Annotated in this window: 17 protein-coding genes and 1 tRNA gene; 8 read left to right on the forward strand and 10 right to left on the reverse strand. The window is 66.1% G+C overall.

Features of this window, described 5'->3' with window-relative positions; genetic code table 11:
* Together WA965_RS00270 and WA965_RS00275 are read right to left on the reverse strand one after the other, a co-directional pair.
* Positions 1–1,250 (reverse strand): PGRS repeat-containing protein (locus WA965_RS00270; protein ID WP_526446874.1); only part of this gene is annotated, 1,250 nt, incomplete at its 3' end.
* A gap of 140 nt (positions 1,251–1,390) precedes the next feature.
* Positions 1,391–2,218 (reverse strand): glycoside hydrolase family 16 protein, encoded by an 828-nt coding sequence (locus WA965_RS00275; protein ID WP_526446878.1) that lies wholly within the window; start codon positions 2,216–2,218, stop codon positions 1,391–1,393.
* A 277-nt stretch (positions 2,219–2,495) separates the two neighbouring features.
* On the opposite strand from WA965_RS00275, the gene WA965_RS00280 reads away from it, so the two are divergent.
* Positions 2,496–3,320, forward strand: a complete 825-nt coding sequence (locus tag WA965_RS00280; RefSeq protein WP_526297119.1) for a MerR family transcriptional regulator — start codon at positions 2,496–2,498, stop codon at positions 3,318–3,320.
* Between the two features lie 23 nt (positions 3,321–3,343).
* Here the strand turns inward: WA965_RS00280 and WA965_RS00285 are convergent, their stop codons facing one another.
* Both WA965_RS00285 and WA965_RS00290 read right to left on the reverse strand, forming a co-directional pair.
* Positions 3,344–4,189, reverse strand: coding sequence for an SDR family oxidoreductase (locus WA965_RS00285; RefSeq protein ID WP_526297117.1), 846 nt, complete (start codon positions 4,187–4,189; stop codon positions 3,344–3,346).
* Positions 4,190–4,191: 2 nt separating this feature from the next.
* Positions 4,192–4,545, reverse strand: coding sequence for a nuclear transport factor 2-like protein (locus tag WA965_RS00290; RefSeq protein ID WP_526297115.1), 354 nt, complete (start codon positions 4,543–4,545; stop codon positions 4,192–4,194).
* Between the two features lie 96 nt (positions 4,546–4,641).
* On the opposite strand from WA965_RS00290, the gene WA965_RS00295 reads away from it, so the two are divergent.
* The gene (locus WA965_RS00295; protein ID WP_526297113.1) at positions 4,642–5,208 is read left to right on the forward strand and encodes an MBOE_33420 family protein; all 567 of its coding nucleotides are present in this window, start codon (positions 4,642–4,644) and stop codon (positions 5,206–5,208) included.
* A gap of 9 nt (positions 5,209–5,217) precedes the next feature.
* Here WA965_RS00295 and WA965_RS00300 read toward each other — a convergent pair whose 3' ends face one another.
* From WA965_RS00300 to WA965_RS00315, 4 genes are all read right to left on the reverse strand, one after another.
* Entirely contained in the window at positions 5,218–6,897 is a 1,680-nt protein-coding gene (locus tag WA965_RS00300) for an alpha-amylase family protein (protein WP_526297111.1), read from the reverse strand.
* The gene (locus WA965_RS00305; RefSeq protein WP_526297109.1) at positions 6,894–7,874 is read right to left on the reverse strand and encodes a TIGR03885 family FMN-dependent LLM class oxidoreductase; all 981 of its coding nucleotides are present in this window, start codon (positions 7,872–7,874) and stop codon (positions 6,894–6,896) included. Before WA965_RS00305 ends, WA965_RS00300 begins: the two co-directional genes overlap by 4 nt.
* An 82-nt stretch (positions 7,875–7,956) precedes the next feature.
* Positions 7,957–9,057, reverse strand: a complete 1,101-nt coding sequence (locus tag WA965_RS00310; RefSeq protein ID WP_526297107.1) for a ferritin-like domain-containing protein — start codon at positions 9,055–9,057, stop codon at positions 7,957–7,959.
* Between the two features lie 154 nt (positions 9,058–9,211).
* Positions 9,212–10,711 carry a PTS transporter subunit EIIC gene (locus tag WA965_RS00315; RefSeq protein ID WP_526297123.1) on the reverse strand — a complete coding sequence of 500 codons (1,500 nt, stop codon included), beginning with the start codon at positions 10,709–10,711 and terminating at the stop codon, positions 9,212–9,214.
* A gap of 151 nt (positions 10,712–10,862) precedes the next feature.
* On the opposite strand from WA965_RS00315, the gene WA965_RS00320 reads away from it, so the two are divergent.
* From WA965_RS00320 to nagA, 3 genes are read left to right on the forward strand one after another with little or no spacing between them, the layout of a single operon-like run.
* The gene (locus WA965_RS00320) at positions 10,863–11,333 is read left to right on the forward strand and encodes a PTS sugar transporter subunit IIA (RefSeq protein ID WP_526297105.1); all 471 of its coding nucleotides are present in this window, start codon (positions 10,863–10,865) and stop codon (positions 11,331–11,333) included.
* Positions 11,333–12,118: a glucosamine-6-phosphate deaminase gene (nagB, locus tag WA965_RS00325; RefSeq protein WP_526297103.1), complete on the forward strand. Its 786-nt coding sequence runs from the start codon at positions 11,333–11,335 to the stop codon at positions 12,116–12,118. The genes WA965_RS00320 and nagB overlap by 1 nt, the downstream gene beginning before the upstream one ends.
* Before the next feature lies 1 nt (position 12,119).
* Positions 12,120–13,262 (forward strand): N-acetylglucosamine-6-phosphate deacetylase, encoded by a 1,143-nt coding sequence (gene nagA / locus WA965_RS00330; protein ID WP_526297101.1) that lies wholly within the window; start codon positions 12,120–12,122, stop codon positions 13,260–13,262.
* Between the two features lie 106 nt (positions 13,263–13,368).
* Here nagA and WA965_RS00335 read toward each other — a convergent pair whose 3' ends face one another.
* Both WA965_RS00335 and WA965_RS00340 read right to left on the reverse strand, forming a co-directional pair.
* A complete protein-coding gene (locus WA965_RS00335) occupies positions 13,369–14,712 on the reverse strand; it encodes a sensor domain-containing diguanylate cyclase (protein WP_526297121.1) in 1,344 nt (447 codons plus the stop codon).
* Positions 14,713–14,905: 193 nt separating this feature from the next.
* Positions 14,906–14,979 (reverse strand) — tRNA-Gly (locus WA965_RS00340).
* 56 nt (positions 14,980–15,035) lie between these two features.
* Between WA965_RS00340 and WA965_RS00345 the strand changes: the two genes are divergently transcribed.
* The 3 genes from WA965_RS00345 to WA965_RS00355 all read left to right on the forward strand — a co-directional run.
* Positions 15,036–15,308, forward strand: a complete 273-nt coding sequence (locus tag WA965_RS00345; protein WP_526297099.1) for a hypothetical protein — start codon at positions 15,036–15,038, stop codon at positions 15,306–15,308.
* Between the two features lie 28 nt (positions 15,309–15,336).
* Entirely contained in the window at positions 15,337–15,909 is a 573-nt protein-coding gene (gene dcd / locus WA965_RS00350) for a dCTP deaminase (protein WP_526297097.1), read from the forward strand.
* 227 nt (positions 15,910–16,136) lie between these two features.
* Positions 16,137–17,258, forward strand: a 1,122-nt coding sequence (locus tag WA965_RS00355; RefSeq protein ID WP_526446876.1) for a DUF7159 family protein, incomplete at its 3' end; no start/stop codon positions are given.

Below are 17,258 nucleotides of genomic sequence, written 5' to 3' on the forward strand. Positions count from 1 at the left end.
CCCCCGTCGCCGCCGTCCCCTGTACGACTGCCGCCGTCGCCACCGTTACCGCCGGCCGCCGCAAGAGAGCCGGTGGCACTTCCTCCTCTGCCGCCGTTGCCGTTTCGTCCGGCGTCGCCGCCGAAACCTCCCACGGCGACGCCGAGTTCGGCGTCGGTCGCGTTGGCTGTGCCACCATCGCCGCCATTACCTCGACCGCGGCTGTCGCCGCCGTCGCCACCAACGGCACCTCTGATGCCGATCGCCGTTCCTCCGTTGCCGCCGTTGCCCGTCGACGTTCCACCTCGGCCGCCGTTACCGGCGTGCCCCCGCAGCGCCGTGGGCGAGCCGCCGTCGCCGCCGTCGCCACCATTGCCATTGGCGCCGGCGTCACCGCCATAACCTCCGGTGGCGTTGCTGCCCGAGGCGTCTCCGCCCCGCCCACCGTTGCCGAAGAGGATCCCGCCTCGGCCGCCGTCACCGCCGTCTTGGAAGTCTCCGGTTGCGTTGCCGCCGCGTCCACCAGTACCGAACAGCCCAGCGTCACCGCCGGAGCCGCCGTTCGCGCCGTCGCCGCCGCTGCCCCAGAGGAGACCGCCTCGACCGCCGATGCATGCGTCGCCCTGGCAGTCGGTGGCAGCGTCGATGCCATTGCCGAACAACCCGAACAACGGTCCGACGAAGGAGCCACCGGGCGCCGACAAAGTGCGGGAAAGCGTGCGCGCACTCGATGGAAGGCGATCATCGAACTCGCAGGGGTCGTTGCAGATCACCGCCCCGTCGACTCGATTGATGCCGGTGCCTCTTCGAGTCGCCCAGATGCGGCTGCCGTTGCTGTAGTTCTCGAAACGAGCGTCTACGCCGTACGCGACGATGAAGTTGTCATAACCCGTGCTGACGACCTGAACGCCTAACGCGAATTGAAACTGCCTACCGATGTCGACGGTGTTGCGAGAGCCCTGCACGACGGCACGGGATTCATCGCCTACGACAGAGACCCTGTTCCGCGTGGGCTGAAGTGGTCCCAGCCCATCGGCCGAGGCGTACGCGGACTCGCCAACCGCGATGACTTCGTCGCCGGCACCGAGTGCAATGGCGACCGCACCGTTTCCGACGGCTTCCGCATAGGAACCATCTGCCACGGTGGCAATGGACTCGGCCCTCGCGTTGCCGTTCTGCAGCACCGTTACGCCGTTGTGCGAAATCATGATGTGCTCGGGCGCGGCGGTGGCGAAGCCGGAGGGGGTGACAACGCCGATGCTCACGGTCATCGCGATTAACCCCAGTCGCCCGCCCACTGTCCGCTTCACGACCGTCCCCCCACTGTGCACTCATCTCCTCTTCGACTGCCGACGGAGATCAGAGTCGCATTCAGGCAGGGATGCCGTGGTGCGTTTGCTGGATTAGGGCGTCAGAAGACCCTGATCCAGTCGACGCGCATCTCGGCGGGGTACGTGCCCGCCGCGGGTTCGCGGCCACCGGAGCCGCCGACGGCGATGTTGAACACCGGCGCCATCGTGAAACCAGGGTCGTTGAAGGGCCAGTCCGGGATCGAGTTCGCCGGCACCACGAAGAACGGCTCCATGCCCGGCTGGTAGTCCTTCCAGAAGTGCAGGCCCGACGGAAGCCATGTCATACGCCAGGTGTGCCACGCGTTGTCGATGGGGTGGCGATGGGTGGCGAACGCCGTGCCGTCCAGCTTGGCGTGCACCGTGGTGCCCGACGGCCAGTCGTTGTTGCCGTACCACTCGACCAGGTCGATCTCACCGCCGCGCACCGGGTTGTCGTTGATCAGCCAGAAAGCGGGCCACGCGCCGTCGGTCAGGCAGTCGAGCTTGACTCTGGCTTCCCACGTGGTCCCCATACCGCCGCGCCAGTTGCCGACGATCTTGGCGCTGGCGTACTTCTCCTGGATGGTGGTGCCGGGCCCGCGGGTGGCGCGAATGACCAGATTGCCGTTGCCGTCCTGGAACACGTGCTCCTGGTCGGTCACGTAGCGCCCCATGTTGAAGGGCTTGTCCCATTCGTGAGGGTTCCTGATGGTCTCGCGTGCCGGGACGATGAACCACGACGCCGGGTCCGGCGGTGAACCGGCCGGACCGTTGAACTCGTCCTGGAACAGCATCACGGGGCCGGGGTCGACTTCGGGGGAGACCGGCTGGGCGTGGGCGGTGGCCGCGGGTAGTGCGGCGGCCGCCGCACCCAGACCGACCATGAACATCAGGTGGCGGCGATCCATTTCTGGCACGGGCAAACAATAAACGATCTCGGCCCGAGGCGGCCGGCCTTAGCGCGCATCGTGTCGAGACATCGCCTTCTGCCGCGGATCAGATCGGCGGCCTTCTCGCCGATCACGACGCAGCCGTAGTCACTGAACTTCATCTCTGCCGATCTGTCGTCGCGCGGATCTCACGGGGCCGCTGAATGAGCGCAGGCCGGCCGGCGCAACCAGCGCTGTATTTTGCATATTGGAAGGTCCGGCCTCCCGTGGGGAGAAGGTCCAGGAGGCAGAGTTCATGCGTTCCAAATTGACCATCGGGGAGTTCGCGACGGTGACGCACCTGAGCGTGCGGACCTTGCGCCGCTACCACGAGGCCGGACTCCTCGAGCCCGCGACGGTCGACCAGTTCTCGGGGTACCGGTACTACGAGCCCGAGCAGATACCGACCGCCCAGGTCATCCACCAGCTCCGAAAACTCGATGTGCCGTTGGCCGAGGTCCAGTCGATCCTCGCCACCGATGACCCGCGCCAACGGGCCGAGGTGATCACGGGCCACCTCAGCCGCCTGGAGGCCGAACTGAACCGAACTCAGGCCGCGGTCGTATCGCTGCGCCGGCTGCTGCGCCCGGACCCGGCCGATGTTCACGTCGAGCTCCGGTCGGTGCCCGCCCGGACCGTCGCCGCGATCACAGGCCAGGTGCGCGTGGGCGATTCGCTCAGCTGGTACGACGCCGCGATGACCGAACTGGACGCGGCCTACCCACCCGCGGAACGCACCGGACCGCCCGGCGGGCAGTACACGAATGAGTTGTTCGCCCACGGCGCCGGGGTGATGACCGTCTTCCGGCCGGTCCGTGCTCCTCGGCCCTCCGGGCGGATCGACGTCATCGAGCTTCCGGCGGCGGACCTGGCCGTCGCACTGCATTCCGGTCCGCACGACGACATCGACGTCACCTACGGTCGCCTCGGTGCCTGGGTCGTGACCCATGCGCTGGCGGTCGACGGACCGATCCACGAGATCTATCGGGTGGGTCCGCGTGACACCGAGGATCCGACCAGATGGCGGACGGAGATCGGCTGGCCGGTCTTCCAGCTCGCGCCGGCGGCCGCCTCGGGGTGAGAGACGTTGGCGGCGTGTGCTTGTCAGTCCGTCGGGAAGTCGGCGCCGCGGGATGCCAACTCATGTGCGCGGATCTCGGCGAGCGAGCTCTCGAGCGTCCCGACGGCGGTGTCGAACCCGTCGCTGCCGAGGACCAGCCGTCGGGGCGGCGGGTCCTGGGCCATGGCGGCGATCACCGCGCGGACCCCGCGCTGCGGGTCACCCGGCTGGGTGCCGTTCTGCTCGACCATCGCGGACCGCACATGCTCCAGCATCGGCCCGTACTCGGCGATGGATTCGGCGACGGGTTCGTCGGTGAAGCCGGCGTAGGCGTGGGTGCGGAATGCTCCCGGCTCCACCGCCAGCACCCGGATGCCCAGCGGCGCGACCTCTTCGCGAAGAACGTCGGTGACCGCCTCGACGGCGAACTTGGTGGCGCTGTAATACCCGAAACCGGTGACGCCGCTCAACCCGGCCACCGAGGACATGTTGACGATCCACCCGCTGCCCCTGGTGCGCATGCCGGGGAGCGCGGCGCGGATGACGGTGAGCAGCGCAAAGAAGTTGAGCTCGAACATCGCGCGAACATCCGCGTCGGCCATGCCCTCGATCGACCCGTACCAACCGCGGCCGGCGTTGTTCACCAGAACGTCGATCCCGCCGAAGTTCTCCTCGGCCTTGCGGACGGCGTTCTGCACCTGCTCTGCGTCGGTGACGTCGAGGGGCAGGACGAGCACGCGGTCGCCGTACGCCCGCGCCCACGTGTCCAACTCGGCGGGGCGGCGGGCAGTGAGCACCACCCGGTCCCCGATCTCCAGTGCGGCATCGGCGTAGGCCATCCCGAATCCACCGGGGGTGCCCCCGGTGATGAACCAGGTCTTCGTCGTCATGGTCAGGGCTCGATCACCAGACGGCTGATCAGATCGCCGTCCAAGGTGAATCGGTAGTGCAGGTCGGCCACCCCGCCCGGGAAGTTCCCTTCCAGCCGCTGCACGACGTCGATGTGCGCGGCATCCGTTGTGGTGGCGCCGGTGAACTCCGTGGTGAAGGTGAACTCGCCGCCCGCGCTGCTCAGCCAGGTTCCGATCGCCTCGCGTCCGCGGAAGGTGTGTCCCTCGTCGGTCACCGCGGCGTCGGCGGTGAAGGTGCTGAGCGCTGTCGCCGCGTCGCGTGTTCGATGCGCGGTGAGGTACGTCGTCACCACCGACGGCAGTGTGTTCCATGGGGTGTTGTTGATGACTGTCATGACGCCACCGTGGGGTCTCCCGCAGGGGGAGGGTCAAGCGCCGGGTTTTTGGCGCCGAATGCGGACATCACACCCCGCGTCTTCCGGAATTCGGCGATGGACGAGGCCGCCCTGTGTGTTACTGGTCCGGTGCCGAAGAATCGCGCCAAGACGCTGGCCGTAGCCGTGCTGACAGGATGCGCGCTGCTTGCGGTGCCGCCGGTCGCGCATGCGGAGCGTGGCACACCGCCGCTGCTCTACGGGTACTACGACGTGTTCGTCGACTTCTCCAAACAGACGTTCAACGGTGTGCCGACACCGATGCCCGCCAAAACATTTGTCGTCGAATACACTGCGCGCTGCGACGTGGCCGGGTGTGTGGTGAGCATGGACAACTCCGACGACCTCTCTCGGAACCCTGGTGCTCCAACAGTTTTCGAGTACCGATGGAATGGCACCCGGTGGGAGACCGGCGGCGACTATCCGTACCTGTGCGACCGCATGAATCCTGACAGCGCAGTACCGTCGGTGCGCTCGGACTATCTGATCCCGAACCCCGACGGCGGCTTCTCCGGTGAGCGGACCCTCGTGGTCGAGGGATTAGGGTGCCCCGGTGAGGGACCCGGCACTCACTGGCTGCCGATCACCGTGACCCCGACCAGTCCGCCGCCTGTCCCGCGGTGACTCGGCCGCTCAGATGATCGGTTCCGCCTCCGGGCCCAGAATGCGAAGCCAGCGATAGCCGTAGGGTCCGAGGTCCAACTCGACCCGATCCGATTTGTCGAGTTCGATCTCGGTGAGACCGTCGAGCAGGTCGACGAGCACGGATCCCGGTGCCACTTCGTCGAGTTCCAGTGGAACGATGCACCCTTCGGCCCCGAAGTTGTGTAGCGCGATCATCGACCACCCGGATTCCTCCCGGCACGCGTGGGCCAGCACCGCCCGATTGGGCTGCTTGAGGATCTCCACCGTGGACCAGCCGATCTCGGGCTGCTCGCGGTAGGTGTAGATGAGATTGCGCATGAACCACCAGAAGGAGCCGTGATCGCGGCGCTGATCGGCGGCGTTGACGCGCTCGGGTCCGTACAGGCCATCCGGCAGCGGACGGGTGAGCCGGCGCTTCGCTGCGCTGGAGAAGCCGCCGTTGGCCCCGCCGGTCCACTGCATCGGACTTCGAACGGCGAGTCGGCCTGGTATGTCCGGATTTTCGGCCATGCCGATCTCTTCGCCGTAGAACAGGACGGGAGTTCCCGGGAGGGAGAACGCGAGCGAGTACGCCATCTTCATCCGCCGCTCGTCCCCACCGAGCATCGGCGGCAGCCGCCTGCGAAGCCCTCGGCCGAAGAGCTGCATGTCGGGATCAGGCCCGAAGGCGTCAAAAACCTCTTGTCGCTCAGTGTCGCTGAGCTTATCGAGAGTGAGCTCGTCGTGATTCCGAATGAAGTTCGCCCACTGGCTGGTCGGGTCGAGCGTGGGTCGCTGTCGAAGGGCCTTGGCGATCGGTCGGGCGTCGCCGCGGGCCATGGAGAGGTAGATCTGTTGCATGCCGATGAAATCGAACTGCATGTTCAGCCCGTCCCCGTCGGCGCCGCCGAAGAACTTCTTCTGCTCCTTGTAGGGGACGTTCACCTCGCCGAGCAGAACAGCATCACCCAGCCTGCGGGTGATGAAGTTCCGGATGTCGCCCAGATACTGGAACGGGTCGAAGACGTCGGTCTGGCCGGGCACGGCGTCCTTCGCGAACAGGAACGGGACGGCATCGACCCGGAAACCCGAGACGCCGAGCTCGAGCCAGAAGCCGAGGGTGCGTGAGATCTCCTCCTGCACTTTGGGATTCTCGATGTTGAGATCCGGCTGATGTTTGTAGAAGTGGTGCAGGTACCACTCGCCGGTCTTGGGTTCGAGTTCCCAGATGCTGTCCTCCTGGTCGGGGAAGACGACGTCCTCAGGGCTTGATTTCGGTTCGGTCGCGCTCCACACGTAGTAGTCGCGGTACGGGTCGTCCTTGCTCCGGCGGGCCGACTTGAACCAGGGGTGAGCGTCCGAGGTGTGGTTCATGACGAAGTCGACGATGACCCGGATACCCTTCGCCTTCGCCGTGCGGACCAGTTCGACGAAGTCGCCGAGGGTGCCCAGTCGCGGGTCCACTCCGTAGAAGTCCGTGATGTCGTAGCCGTCGTCCTTGCGGGCGGTGGGGTAGAAGGGCATGAGCCACAAGCACGTCACGCCGAGGTCGTTGAGGTACTCGAGGCGGTCGGTCATCCCGCGGATGTCACCGGTGCCGTCGCCGTTCCAGTCGTAGAAGGTCTCGATGTCGGCGCAGTAGAAGACGGCGTTCTTCCACCACAGGTCGCCCGAGTCCGCCGACCTCACGAGGTCACCAGCGGGGCAGTCGGGGCCAACTGCGGCAGGACGTGCTCGCCGAAAGCGTCGATGAAGCCCGCCTGCTGCTGGCCTACGAAGTGCAGATACAACTCGTCCCACCCTTGATCGAGGTACTGCGCCAGCCAGTCCGCGTGCTGGGCCAGGTCGCTGGATACGTTGACGGACTTCCTCACCTGGTCGGTGGAGACGGTTTCGCCGATGACGTCGAAGGCCTCCACCGTCTCGACGTCCCAACACACCGGTGGGGCGAAGACGTTGCTGCGCCACTGGTCGTGCGCGATGGTGATGGCTTCGTCTTCGGTGGGAGCCCAGCTGAGATGGATCTGCAGACGTGCGGGACCCCGACCGCCGGCGTCGCGATACGAATCCAGGATCTTCTGCAACGTCTCCTTCGGCTGGTTGACGGTGATCAGGCCGTCCGCCCAGGCGGCGTGGCGGGCCGCGGTCTCGGGAGTGACGGCCGGGCCGACGAGGTCGGGGACCGTCTGCGGCAACGTCCAGAGCTGCGCCCGGTTCACGCGCACGAGGCCGTCATGGTTGACTTCCTCGCCCTGCAGCAGGCGCCGGATCACCTGTACGCACTCGATGAGGCGATCGTCCCGTAACTCCTTGCGCGGCCACACTTCTCCGGTGATGCGTTCGTTCGAGGCTTCGCCGGATCCGAGCGCTGCCCAGAAGCGGCCCGGGAACATCTGCGCCAGGGTGGCGATGGCCTGGGCGATGATCGCCGGGTGGTAGCGCTGCCCGGGCGCGTTGACGACGCCGAACGGCAGCTGGGTCGTGGCGAGCGCCGCCCCGAGGAACGACCATGCGAAGCCGGATTCGCCCTGCCGGGTGCTCCACGGGCTGAAGTGGTCCGAGGACATCCCGGCGGTGAAACCGGCTCGCTCCGCCTGTTGGACGTCGCGGAGCAACTGGGCCGGGCTGATCTGTTCGTGCGAACAGTGAAATCCGATGACCGCCATGCCGCGTGCGTACCCGGTCTCTGCCGCACCTACGCCGCTCCGAACGAAGCTGTCTCAGAGCGCAACGGATCTGGACGTCTTGCTAGCTCGCACCCAACTCGATCATCTGGTCCACCTCGAGGGCGCGGCCTGCCATCTCGGACTGTGCTTCGTCCAACGCGTCGGCCTGGTCCTCATCGGCCTTCATCAGAGCGTCGATGTCCGAGGCCGCCATGTCGTGGACTCCCATGTCGACGAACGCCTTCTGCACCTTGGGTCCCCACAGGCCGATGTCTTTGACGATCGGCACGATGCGGCTGAACAGGTGCGAGCGGAACTGGATCATCACCGGCGAGTGGTCGACCCACTCGGCGCACTCCTTGACGTTGAGACCGAGCGTTTCGAAGACTTCCTCGCCTCGGAACCGGTCACGCATCAGATAGCACGCCTCAACGACGAACTCCTCCCGCTCGTCCCGTTCGGCGTCGGTCAGCGCGGAGTAGTAGTCCTTCAGCGAAATTCGGCCGAACGCGACGTGTCGGGCTTCGTCCTGCATGACATAGGCGAGCAGTTGTTTGGCCAACGAGCCCTCGGGCGCCAGATCGCGCTGCACCCCAAACGCGGCGAGGGCGAGCCCTTCGATGAGAACCTGCATGCCGAGGTAGGGCATGTCCCAGCGCGAATCGCTCAGGGTGTCCCCCAAGAGCGCGGTCAAGTTCGAGTTGATCGGGTACACCAGGCCGATTTTCTCGTGGAGGAATCGCGAGAACGCCTCGACGTGTCGGGCCTCATCCATGGTTTGGGTCGCGGCGTAGAACTTCGCGTCCATGTCCGGGACGACCTCGACGATCTTGGCCGCGCACACCATCGCCCCCTGCTCGCCGTGCAGGAACTGCGAGAAACCCCAGGCCGCGTTGTGCCGGCGGAACTCGGCGCGGCGTGCTTCGTCGGCGGCCTCCCAGGCCGGGCTGCCGAACAACCCGATGAACTCGTCCGGAATCCCGACCGGGTTCGTCGGGTCGACGTCCAGGCTCCAGTCGATCCGCGACTGGGCATCCCACTGCTTGTCCTTTCCTTTTTGGTAGAGGGAGAGGAGTCGGTCGCGCCCCTCGTCGTACTCCCACGTGAAGCGGGCGTCACCCGCGCTGGGCGTCTCCCACGAGTACCGTGCGGGCACTCGCGTGTACTTGTCTCTAGTGGTCATGGGCTGCCGTCCCTATGCCGGATATGACCAGGTGGTCATATGACGAACGTCACAATGCTTGCAGCGTCCGAGGGTGCCGTCAATGGCGGGCCCGCAGGCTTACCGACGGTGATCCGTACAACGCGCCCGTTCCAGCTGCAGAAGGCCGGCTGACCTACAGCGCCTCGCGGATGTCGTTCTTCAGCGCCTCGGACTGGGTGCCGAACACCGCCTGGACGCTGTTGCCCACTTCGATGACGCCGGCGGCACCGAGTGCTTTCAGCCGGGCCTGATCCACCTTGGACTTGTCGGCGACCTCCATGCGGAGCCGGGTGATGCAGGCGTCGACATTGACCAGGTTGTCGCGGCCACCGAACGCGGCGATGAGTTGCTCGGCCTTCGTCTGGGCCGGCGCGGCGACCGTCGTCGTCGCCCCCTGGGCGCCCACCTCAAGGTTGGCCCGCTCCTCGGCCTCGAACTCGGCATCGGGCTCCCGCCCGGGGGTGCGCATGTTGAACTTCGTGATGGCGAACCGGAACAGTAGGTAGTACACGACGAAGAACACCACGCCCATACCGATCAGCAGCGGGATGTTCTTCGCGGCCGGCGCCGTGCCGTAGAGCAGCAGGTCGATCAGTCCGGCCGAGAACGAGAAGCCCAGATGGATGTCGAGCAGGTAGGCGATCGCCAGGGACAGTCCGGTCAGCACCGCGTGGATGACGTACAGCGGGAACGCCACGAACATGAACGCGAACTCCAGAGGTTCGGTTATGCCGGTCAGGAACGCGGTGAGTGCCGCGGCTGACAGGATGCCGACCGCGACCTTGCGCTGCTTCTTGTTCGCCGCGTGGATCATCGCCAGTGCTGCGGCGGGCAGACCGAACATCAGGATCGGATAGAAGCCGGCGGTCAGATGGCCGCCGGTGGGGTCGCCGGCGGCGAACCGGGTGAGTTCGCCGGTGACCGTCTCGCCCGAGGGCGTCTGGTAGTCGCCGTAGAGGAACCAGATGTAGGAATTCGGAATGTGGTGCAGGCCCAGCGGAATCAGCATGCGGTTGGCGAATCCGTAGACGAACGCCCCGATGGCTCCCGACCCGCCGATGAACTCACCGAGCCCGGTCAGCCCCGCGTCGAAGATGGGATAGAAGTAGCTCATGGCGAACGCGAGAAACAGGCACGCCAGCGAGACGATGATCGGAACGAACCGTCTGCCGCCGAAAAAGCCGAGATAGGACGGCAGCACGATGGTGTGGTAGCGGTCGAACAGCCACGCAGTGAGCAGACCGACGACGATGCCGGCGAAGACGCTGTAGTTGATCTGCGCCTGATCGCCTGCCTTGTCCACCTGACCGGCCAGCACGATCGGCGACATGGTCGTGAACACCGCCTGCACCACTAGATAACCGACCACTGCGGCCAGCGCGGTCGAACCGTCGGCCTTCCTGGAGAATCCGATGGCGACGCCGACTGCGAAGAGCAGCGGCAGGTTGGTGAACAAGGCGTCGCCGGCAGCGCTCATCGCTTTGAAGAACGGACCGATGACCGCTACCTCTATCCGGCCCAGCAGGTCCGGCTGCCCTAATCGCAGCAGAATGCCCGCAGCGGGCAGTACGGCGATCGGTAGCATGAGGCTCTTGCCCAGCCGCTGCAACTGAGCGAATCCCGGGATCCGCATGCCCGACTTGCTTTGCGCTTCTTGGGGCTTCGCAGAATCGTTGGTCACAGGTCAGCCTTCTCTCTCGCCGGTTTCGTGTCCTTGCGCAAGTTCGGCAAGCCTATTCTGGGTGCGATCGGCTTTCATCCGATCGGACAAAGGAGTCGCAACAATGAGCAGAACGCCAGTCCTCGCCCCGGTCGCGGGGCGCGCCGTCCCGCTATCCGATGTCCCCGACCCGGTGTTCTCCGCGGGCATGGTGGGTTACGGCGCGGCGGTGGATCCGCCGCACGAGGTCGTCGAGGCGATCGCCCCGGTGAGCGGCAAGCTCCTCAAACTGCTGCCCCACGCGTACGTCATCATGACGGTCGACAATGTCGGTGTGCTGGTGCATCTCGGCTTGGACACCGTCGCGCTCGACGGTGAAGGATTCACGATCCACGTCACGCAGGGCGACGACGTCACCGCGGGCCAGAGGGTGATCACCTACGACGTGCCCGCGATCACGGCCAAAGGCCTGAATCCCATTGTCCCCGTGGTCGTGATGGACGAACGGGAGGCCGAGAACATCACTCCGGCAGAGGCCGTGCTCGAGGGTGCGGTGCTGGCCGCAGGTGACGACCTGTTCACCGCTGCCGGCTGATGGAAGTCGTTATCCTTCAAGACCGTACGCAGATCGGCAAGGTTGCCGCCGATGCGGTGGCGGGCTTGCTGAATCGGAAGCCCGACGCGGTTCTCGGCTTGGCCACCGGCTCTTCGCCACTGATGATCTATGACGAATTGGCGGCGCGTTACGAGGCCGGCGAGCTGTCATTCCGCCAGGCCCGCGGCTTCACCCTCGATGAGTACGTCGGTCTGCCAGCCGATCACCCGGAGCGCTACCGCAACGTCATCGACGCAGTGTTCGTGTCCCGCGTCGATTTCGCTGACGGTGCGGTGCAGGGACCTGACGGCCTTGCCGCCGACATTCCCGCCTCCTGTGCGGCCTACGAGGCGGGGATCCGCGACGCGGGCGGCGTGGACCTCCAGATTCTCGGCATCGGAACCGACGGGCACATCGCGTTCAACGAGCCGGGGTCGTCGCTGGCTTCGCGGACCCGGATCAAGACGCTCACCAGGCAGACCCGCGTTGACAACGCCCGGTTCTTCGGCGACGACGTCGACGCGGTCCCCACGCACTGCCTGACGCAGGGGTTGGGCACCATCCTGGAGGCCCGGCACATCATCCTGGTGGCAACCGGCCGTGGCAAGGCCGAAGCGGTGCACCATCTCGTCGAGGGCGCCGTGAGCGCCATGTGGCCGGCGACCGTGCTGCAACACCACCCGCACGTCACCGTGCTGCTCGACGACGCGGCCGCGCGGCGGCTCCAACTCGTCGACTACTACCGCGAGACCTACAGCTCCAAGCCGGACTGGCAGGGCATCTGAGGTGCTACTGCGCGCCGACACGGTGCTGACCGGGCGCGAACTGTTGCGCCCGGGATGGATTGACATCGCCGACGGCACGATCCGCGCGCTCGGCGAAGGGCCTGCGCTCGCCGCGCCTGATGTGGATCTCGGCGCGGCGACGGTGGTTCCGGGTTTCGTCGACACCCACCTGCACGGCGGCGGCGGTGCCAACTTCTCGGCGGCGGACCCCGCCGAGACGGTGACCGCGGTGGAGTTGCACCGCAGACACGGCACCACCACCCTGGTCGCGTCGCTGGTGACCGCCGGCCCCGCCGAACTCTTGCGGCAGGTCGAGTCGCTGGCGCGCGACGTCCGGGCAGGCGTACTCGACGGGATCCACCTGGAGGGCCCGTGGCTGTCGCCGCTGCGCTGTGGTGCCCACCAGCCGTCACTGATGCGGGACCCTGATCCCGCCGAGATCGACGCGGTGCTGCGCGCCGGCGACGGCACGATCCGCATGGTCACCATCGCGCCGGAGCGCGCCGGGGCCGTGGCGGCGGTCGAGCAACTCGCCTCGTCCGGCGTGGTGGTCGCGGTTGGGCACACCGAGGCGACGTACGACCAGGCCCGGGCGGCTATCGACGCCGGCGCGACCATCGGCACGCACGTGTTCAACGCGATGCGCCCGATCGACCGGCGGGAACCAGGACCGATCGTGGCGCTTCTCGAAGACCCGCGCATCACGGTGGAGCTGATCACCGACGGGGTGCACATCGATCCCGCGATCTACCGATTTGTCACCAAAAGCATTGGCCCTGAACGCATCTCGTTGATCACCGATGCCATGGCCGCGACCGGTATGTCCGACGGCCGCTACCACCTCGGACCGTTGGCGGTGGACGTGGCCGGCGGTGTGGCCCGGGTGGCGGGCACCGACACCATCGCCGGCAGCACGGCGACGATGGACCGGGTGCTCCGGTTCGCGGTCGCCCACAGTGGAGCGCCGCGGGACGAGGCGTTGCTGGCCGCGGTGGCGCAGACGTCGGTCATACCCGCCCGGGCGCTCGGGTTGCCGAACGCCGAGCTGACCGCCGGGGCGGCCGCCGACATGGTGGTGCTCGACAACGACCTCTCCGTCATCGGCGTGCTGCGGAAGGGCCACTGGGTGGTCGCACCTGCATGACCGCGGGCGCGGAGATCGTGGACGCGGAGGTCCCGGAGCCGATGACGGGAATCGAACCCGCGTCCGAACGTCATTTCGCTAATGAATCAGGAGGGGCGGCGTTGGGTTACAGGGGCCCGGCGACGCGCCCTCGGCCTTGTTGTTTGGCTTGATACATGGCTGTGTCGGCGCGTTGTAGTGCGTCCTTCGTTTGACCGGAGGCGATCATGGAGATCCCGATGGAGACGTTGCCAGGGGTGTCGGCTTTGACCATTTCGGTCAGAGTCTGGGCCATTTTCCGGGCCTGGGCGGCGGAGGTGTGCGGCAGCAGGACGGCGAATTCGTCGCCGCCGATGCGGGCGAAAATGTCGGTGAGGCGCAGCCGTCGCCCGATTGTGTGGGTCACGTTTTTGAGGTAGGCATCTCCGGCCTCGTGGCCTCCCTGGTCGTTGACCTGCTTGAGGCCGTCGACGTCGATGACGAATACCGCCGCCTCGTCCTCGTAGCCGTGGCGACGGGCCAGCGCCTCGTATCGGGCTAGTTCCTGCTTGAACTGGGCGTGGTTCAACACGCCGGTCAGACTGTCGCGGGTTGCCTGCCGTCTCAGCAGTTCCTCGTCGCGCTTACGGGCGGAGATGTCCTCGATGTGGGCGATGAAATGCAGCGGATGACCAGCGGCGTCACGCACGATCGACCCCGACAGACGGACCCAGATGAGGTGACCATCCTTGGCGTAGTAACGCTTGTCCATCTGATAGCTTCTGATCTCGCCATGGAGCAGCCGGGTCGCCTCGCCGACGTCGGTGTCGAGGTCATCGGGATAAGTGATGTCCTGAAACGTCAACTCGGTCAGTTCATGCTGTTGGTAGCCGGTGATATCGCACAGCGCCTGGTTGACCCGCTGGAAGCTGCCGTCCAGACCTACGACGGCAATCCCGATCGGCGCATTGGCGAACACCGCCTCGAAGGTGGCCTCACTGCCGTACTGGGCACCACGCGCCTCAGAATTTGCCGTCATATCGCGAACGAGGACATGGAAGGTCAGCTGTTGCCCGCTTCCGATTGCGCTCACGATCGCTTCGGCCGGCAGTGAGGTGCCGTCTTTGTGGCGCATGTTGTGTGCGGAGATCTGACCGACCACCGGTGATTGGCCGGTTTCCACATAGCTCAGAATGTCCTGGGAAACCCACTGCTGCTGATCGGGAGCGATGACCAACTCCGTCAGCAGCCGACCGATTGCTTCCTCCCGGGACCAGCCGAACATCTGGACCGCCGCCGGGTTCCACTCCAATACATGACCGCTCGCATCGAGCGCCCAGTAGGCATCCACCGAGGAGTCCAGCACCTCGCGAAGGAGATCCCATTGCGACGCAGATACCAGCTCATGGTCTGCGGCGAAATCTGATCGTTGCGAGAGACTCTCGCGCCCCGAAGCGTCGTCTTCACCTTTGAGGCTATCGACCAGGTCCACAGCCAAATGATGCTGGAGCCTATTGCCTCTATTCCCGATAATCGCCGATCCTCCGTAGAGTCGGGACTTTGGTCCTCTGGGGAGTTACCTTTCGGACCTCCGATGGTGAGGACTTCCCCGATTAAGTACGGGTCCGTTACGGGACCGAGCCGGTAGCGGCATTGGCTTTCAGCAGCGTTCGCACTGCTCAATCTGGAGCCGATGACGGGAATCGAACCCGCGTATTCAGCTTGGGAAGCTGATGTTCTGCCATTGAACTACATCGGCACTTTCGAACAGGAAGGCTAACACCCGCGGGCCGCCGCGTGTGACGAGCGGCGCTGATGCGCGAGCGTCAAGAATTGCCGACTGGCCATCAAGAAGGCGTCAAGACCGTGGCGCTCGCCGAACGCTCGGCCGATCGTGGAAGCCATGAGTACTTACCGACCTGCCCGGGTTCGATGATGGCCACGTCGTCGCTGACTGATCTGTGCGAGCTCTTGATCATTCTGGCGGTCTTCATGCTGGTCCTCCTCACCTGCCGGTACCTGAACACCCGCCCCGACCGGGTCGCCGAATCCGCTGAGTCGGCGGACGCGCCCGCCGCCTACCGGTAAGCCCTCGGTCGGCCGCTACGCTCGTGCGGTGCTGCTCTCCGACCGCGATATCCGCGCCGAGATCAAGGCCGGCAGGCTCGGTGTCGATCCGTTCGACGACAGCCTGGTCCAGCCGTCCAGCGTCGACGTCCGTCTCGACAACCTGTTCCGGGTCTTCAACAACACCCGCTACACCCACATCGACCCCGCCGAACGCCAGGACGACCTGACCTCCCTCGTCGAACCGAAGGAAGGCGAGCCGTTCGTCCTGCATCCGGGCGAGTTCGTGCTCGGGGCGACGTTGGAGCGTTGCACCCTGCCCGACGATCTGGCCGGCCGGCTGGAAGGCAAGTCGTCGTTGGGCAGGCTCGGTCTGCTGACGCACTCCACAGCCGGGTTCATCGACCCGGGATTCTCCGGGCACATCACCCTGGAGCTGTCCAACGTCGCGAACCTGCCGATCACGCTGTGGCCGGGGATGAAGATCGGGCAGCTCTGCCTGCTGCGGTTGACCAGCCCTGCCGAGCACCCGTACGGCAGCGCGAAGGCGGGCTCGAAGTACCAGAACCAGCGCGGTCCCACGCCGTCGCGGTCCTATCAGAACTTCCTCAGATCCAGCTGAGGCAGAAACGTCGCAGCCGTTTGTCGGCAGCCCGAGTATCGTCGGAAAAACCGGCGCCATCGCGCATCCGTGCGTCGCGTTCCGGCCAGGTCTTCACCGCTGTCAGCTAACAGCGTCCGATGTAACGCGACGGCTGGTCACGCCGATGAAGTACTAGTTGTCGGCTCGTGATGGCTCGTTGAGCGAAGGCGACCAACCAGGCGTAGCAAACATTTTGGAGGGGTGTAGTGGACATCGTACTGGGTGTGTCTATGACACCTACGACGGTCCGCATGGTGCTGGTCGAAGGCGAAAAGGCCGACGGTGTCACCGTCGACCACGACGTCTTCGATGTTGCCTCGGCAGAGGGCTCAGCAAATGTTGCTGACCAGGTTCTGGCGGCGGTGCTCGGCACCAGGGAAAGCGCCGAGGCGGGTGGTCACCACCTCAAATCGATCGGTGTCACGTGGAGCGACCACGCCGAGGCGGCCGCACTGCGCGACGCGTTGGCGGCACATGACATCGACGACGTCATGCTCGTCTCCGAGGGGCATGCCGCCGCCTCTCTGGCACAGGCGGTCGGACGTGCGGTCGGGTACGACACCACCGCCCTGCTGTTCATCAACCGCGACACCGCGACGCTGTCGGTGGTCCAGACCGACGACGGCTCGGTGGTCAAGGTGCTCAGCCGAACGCTGCACAGCACCGATGCGTTGGCGGTGCTGACCGAGATGGCCGAGGCCGTGGCCGCTCAGGAAGCCCCGCCTCAGGGCATGTTCGTGGTCGGCTCCGGCGTCGACGTCAGCTCGGTCAAGGCCCACCTCGAGCATCTGATCTCCCTGCCGGTGAACGCGCCCGAGGACGCAGAGCTGGGGATGGCCAGAGGTGCCGCCCTGGCTTCAGCGTCGGCGCCGGCCTTCGAAGCCTCCACGGTCGGCCTCGCCTACTCCCAGGATCCGGACGGCACCACCGCCGGCTCGGTGTTCGCGGGTCTGGCCGGCGCCGAAACGCAGATGGCCCCGGCCAGTGCCGAGTCCGCGGTCGACGACGTCGACGAGTACGCGATGACCGAGGCCCGGTCGGTCGAGGAGGAGCGCAAGCCGTTCCTGCTCGTCGGCAGCGCGCTGACCTCCGTCTTCGTGATCGGGGTGGTCGCGCTGGTCATCTCGTTGGCCGTCAGCATCCGGCCGACCGCCGACCAGCGGCCGAGCCCCGCGGAGGCAGTTATCGTGCCGAGCAGTCAGGTTCCGACGCCGGCGCCTGTCCAAGAGGCTCAGCAGCCGGTCGAACCGCCACCGGCCGAGACCATCAAACCGCCGGTGCCCGTCGTGCAGCAGGCGCCCGCGCAGGCGCCGCGCACGGTGTTCGTC

The organism is Mycobacterium sp., assembly GCF_049683935.1.
GTDB lineage: Bacteria > Actinomycetota > Actinomycetes > Mycobacteriales > Mycobacteriaceae > Mycobacterium.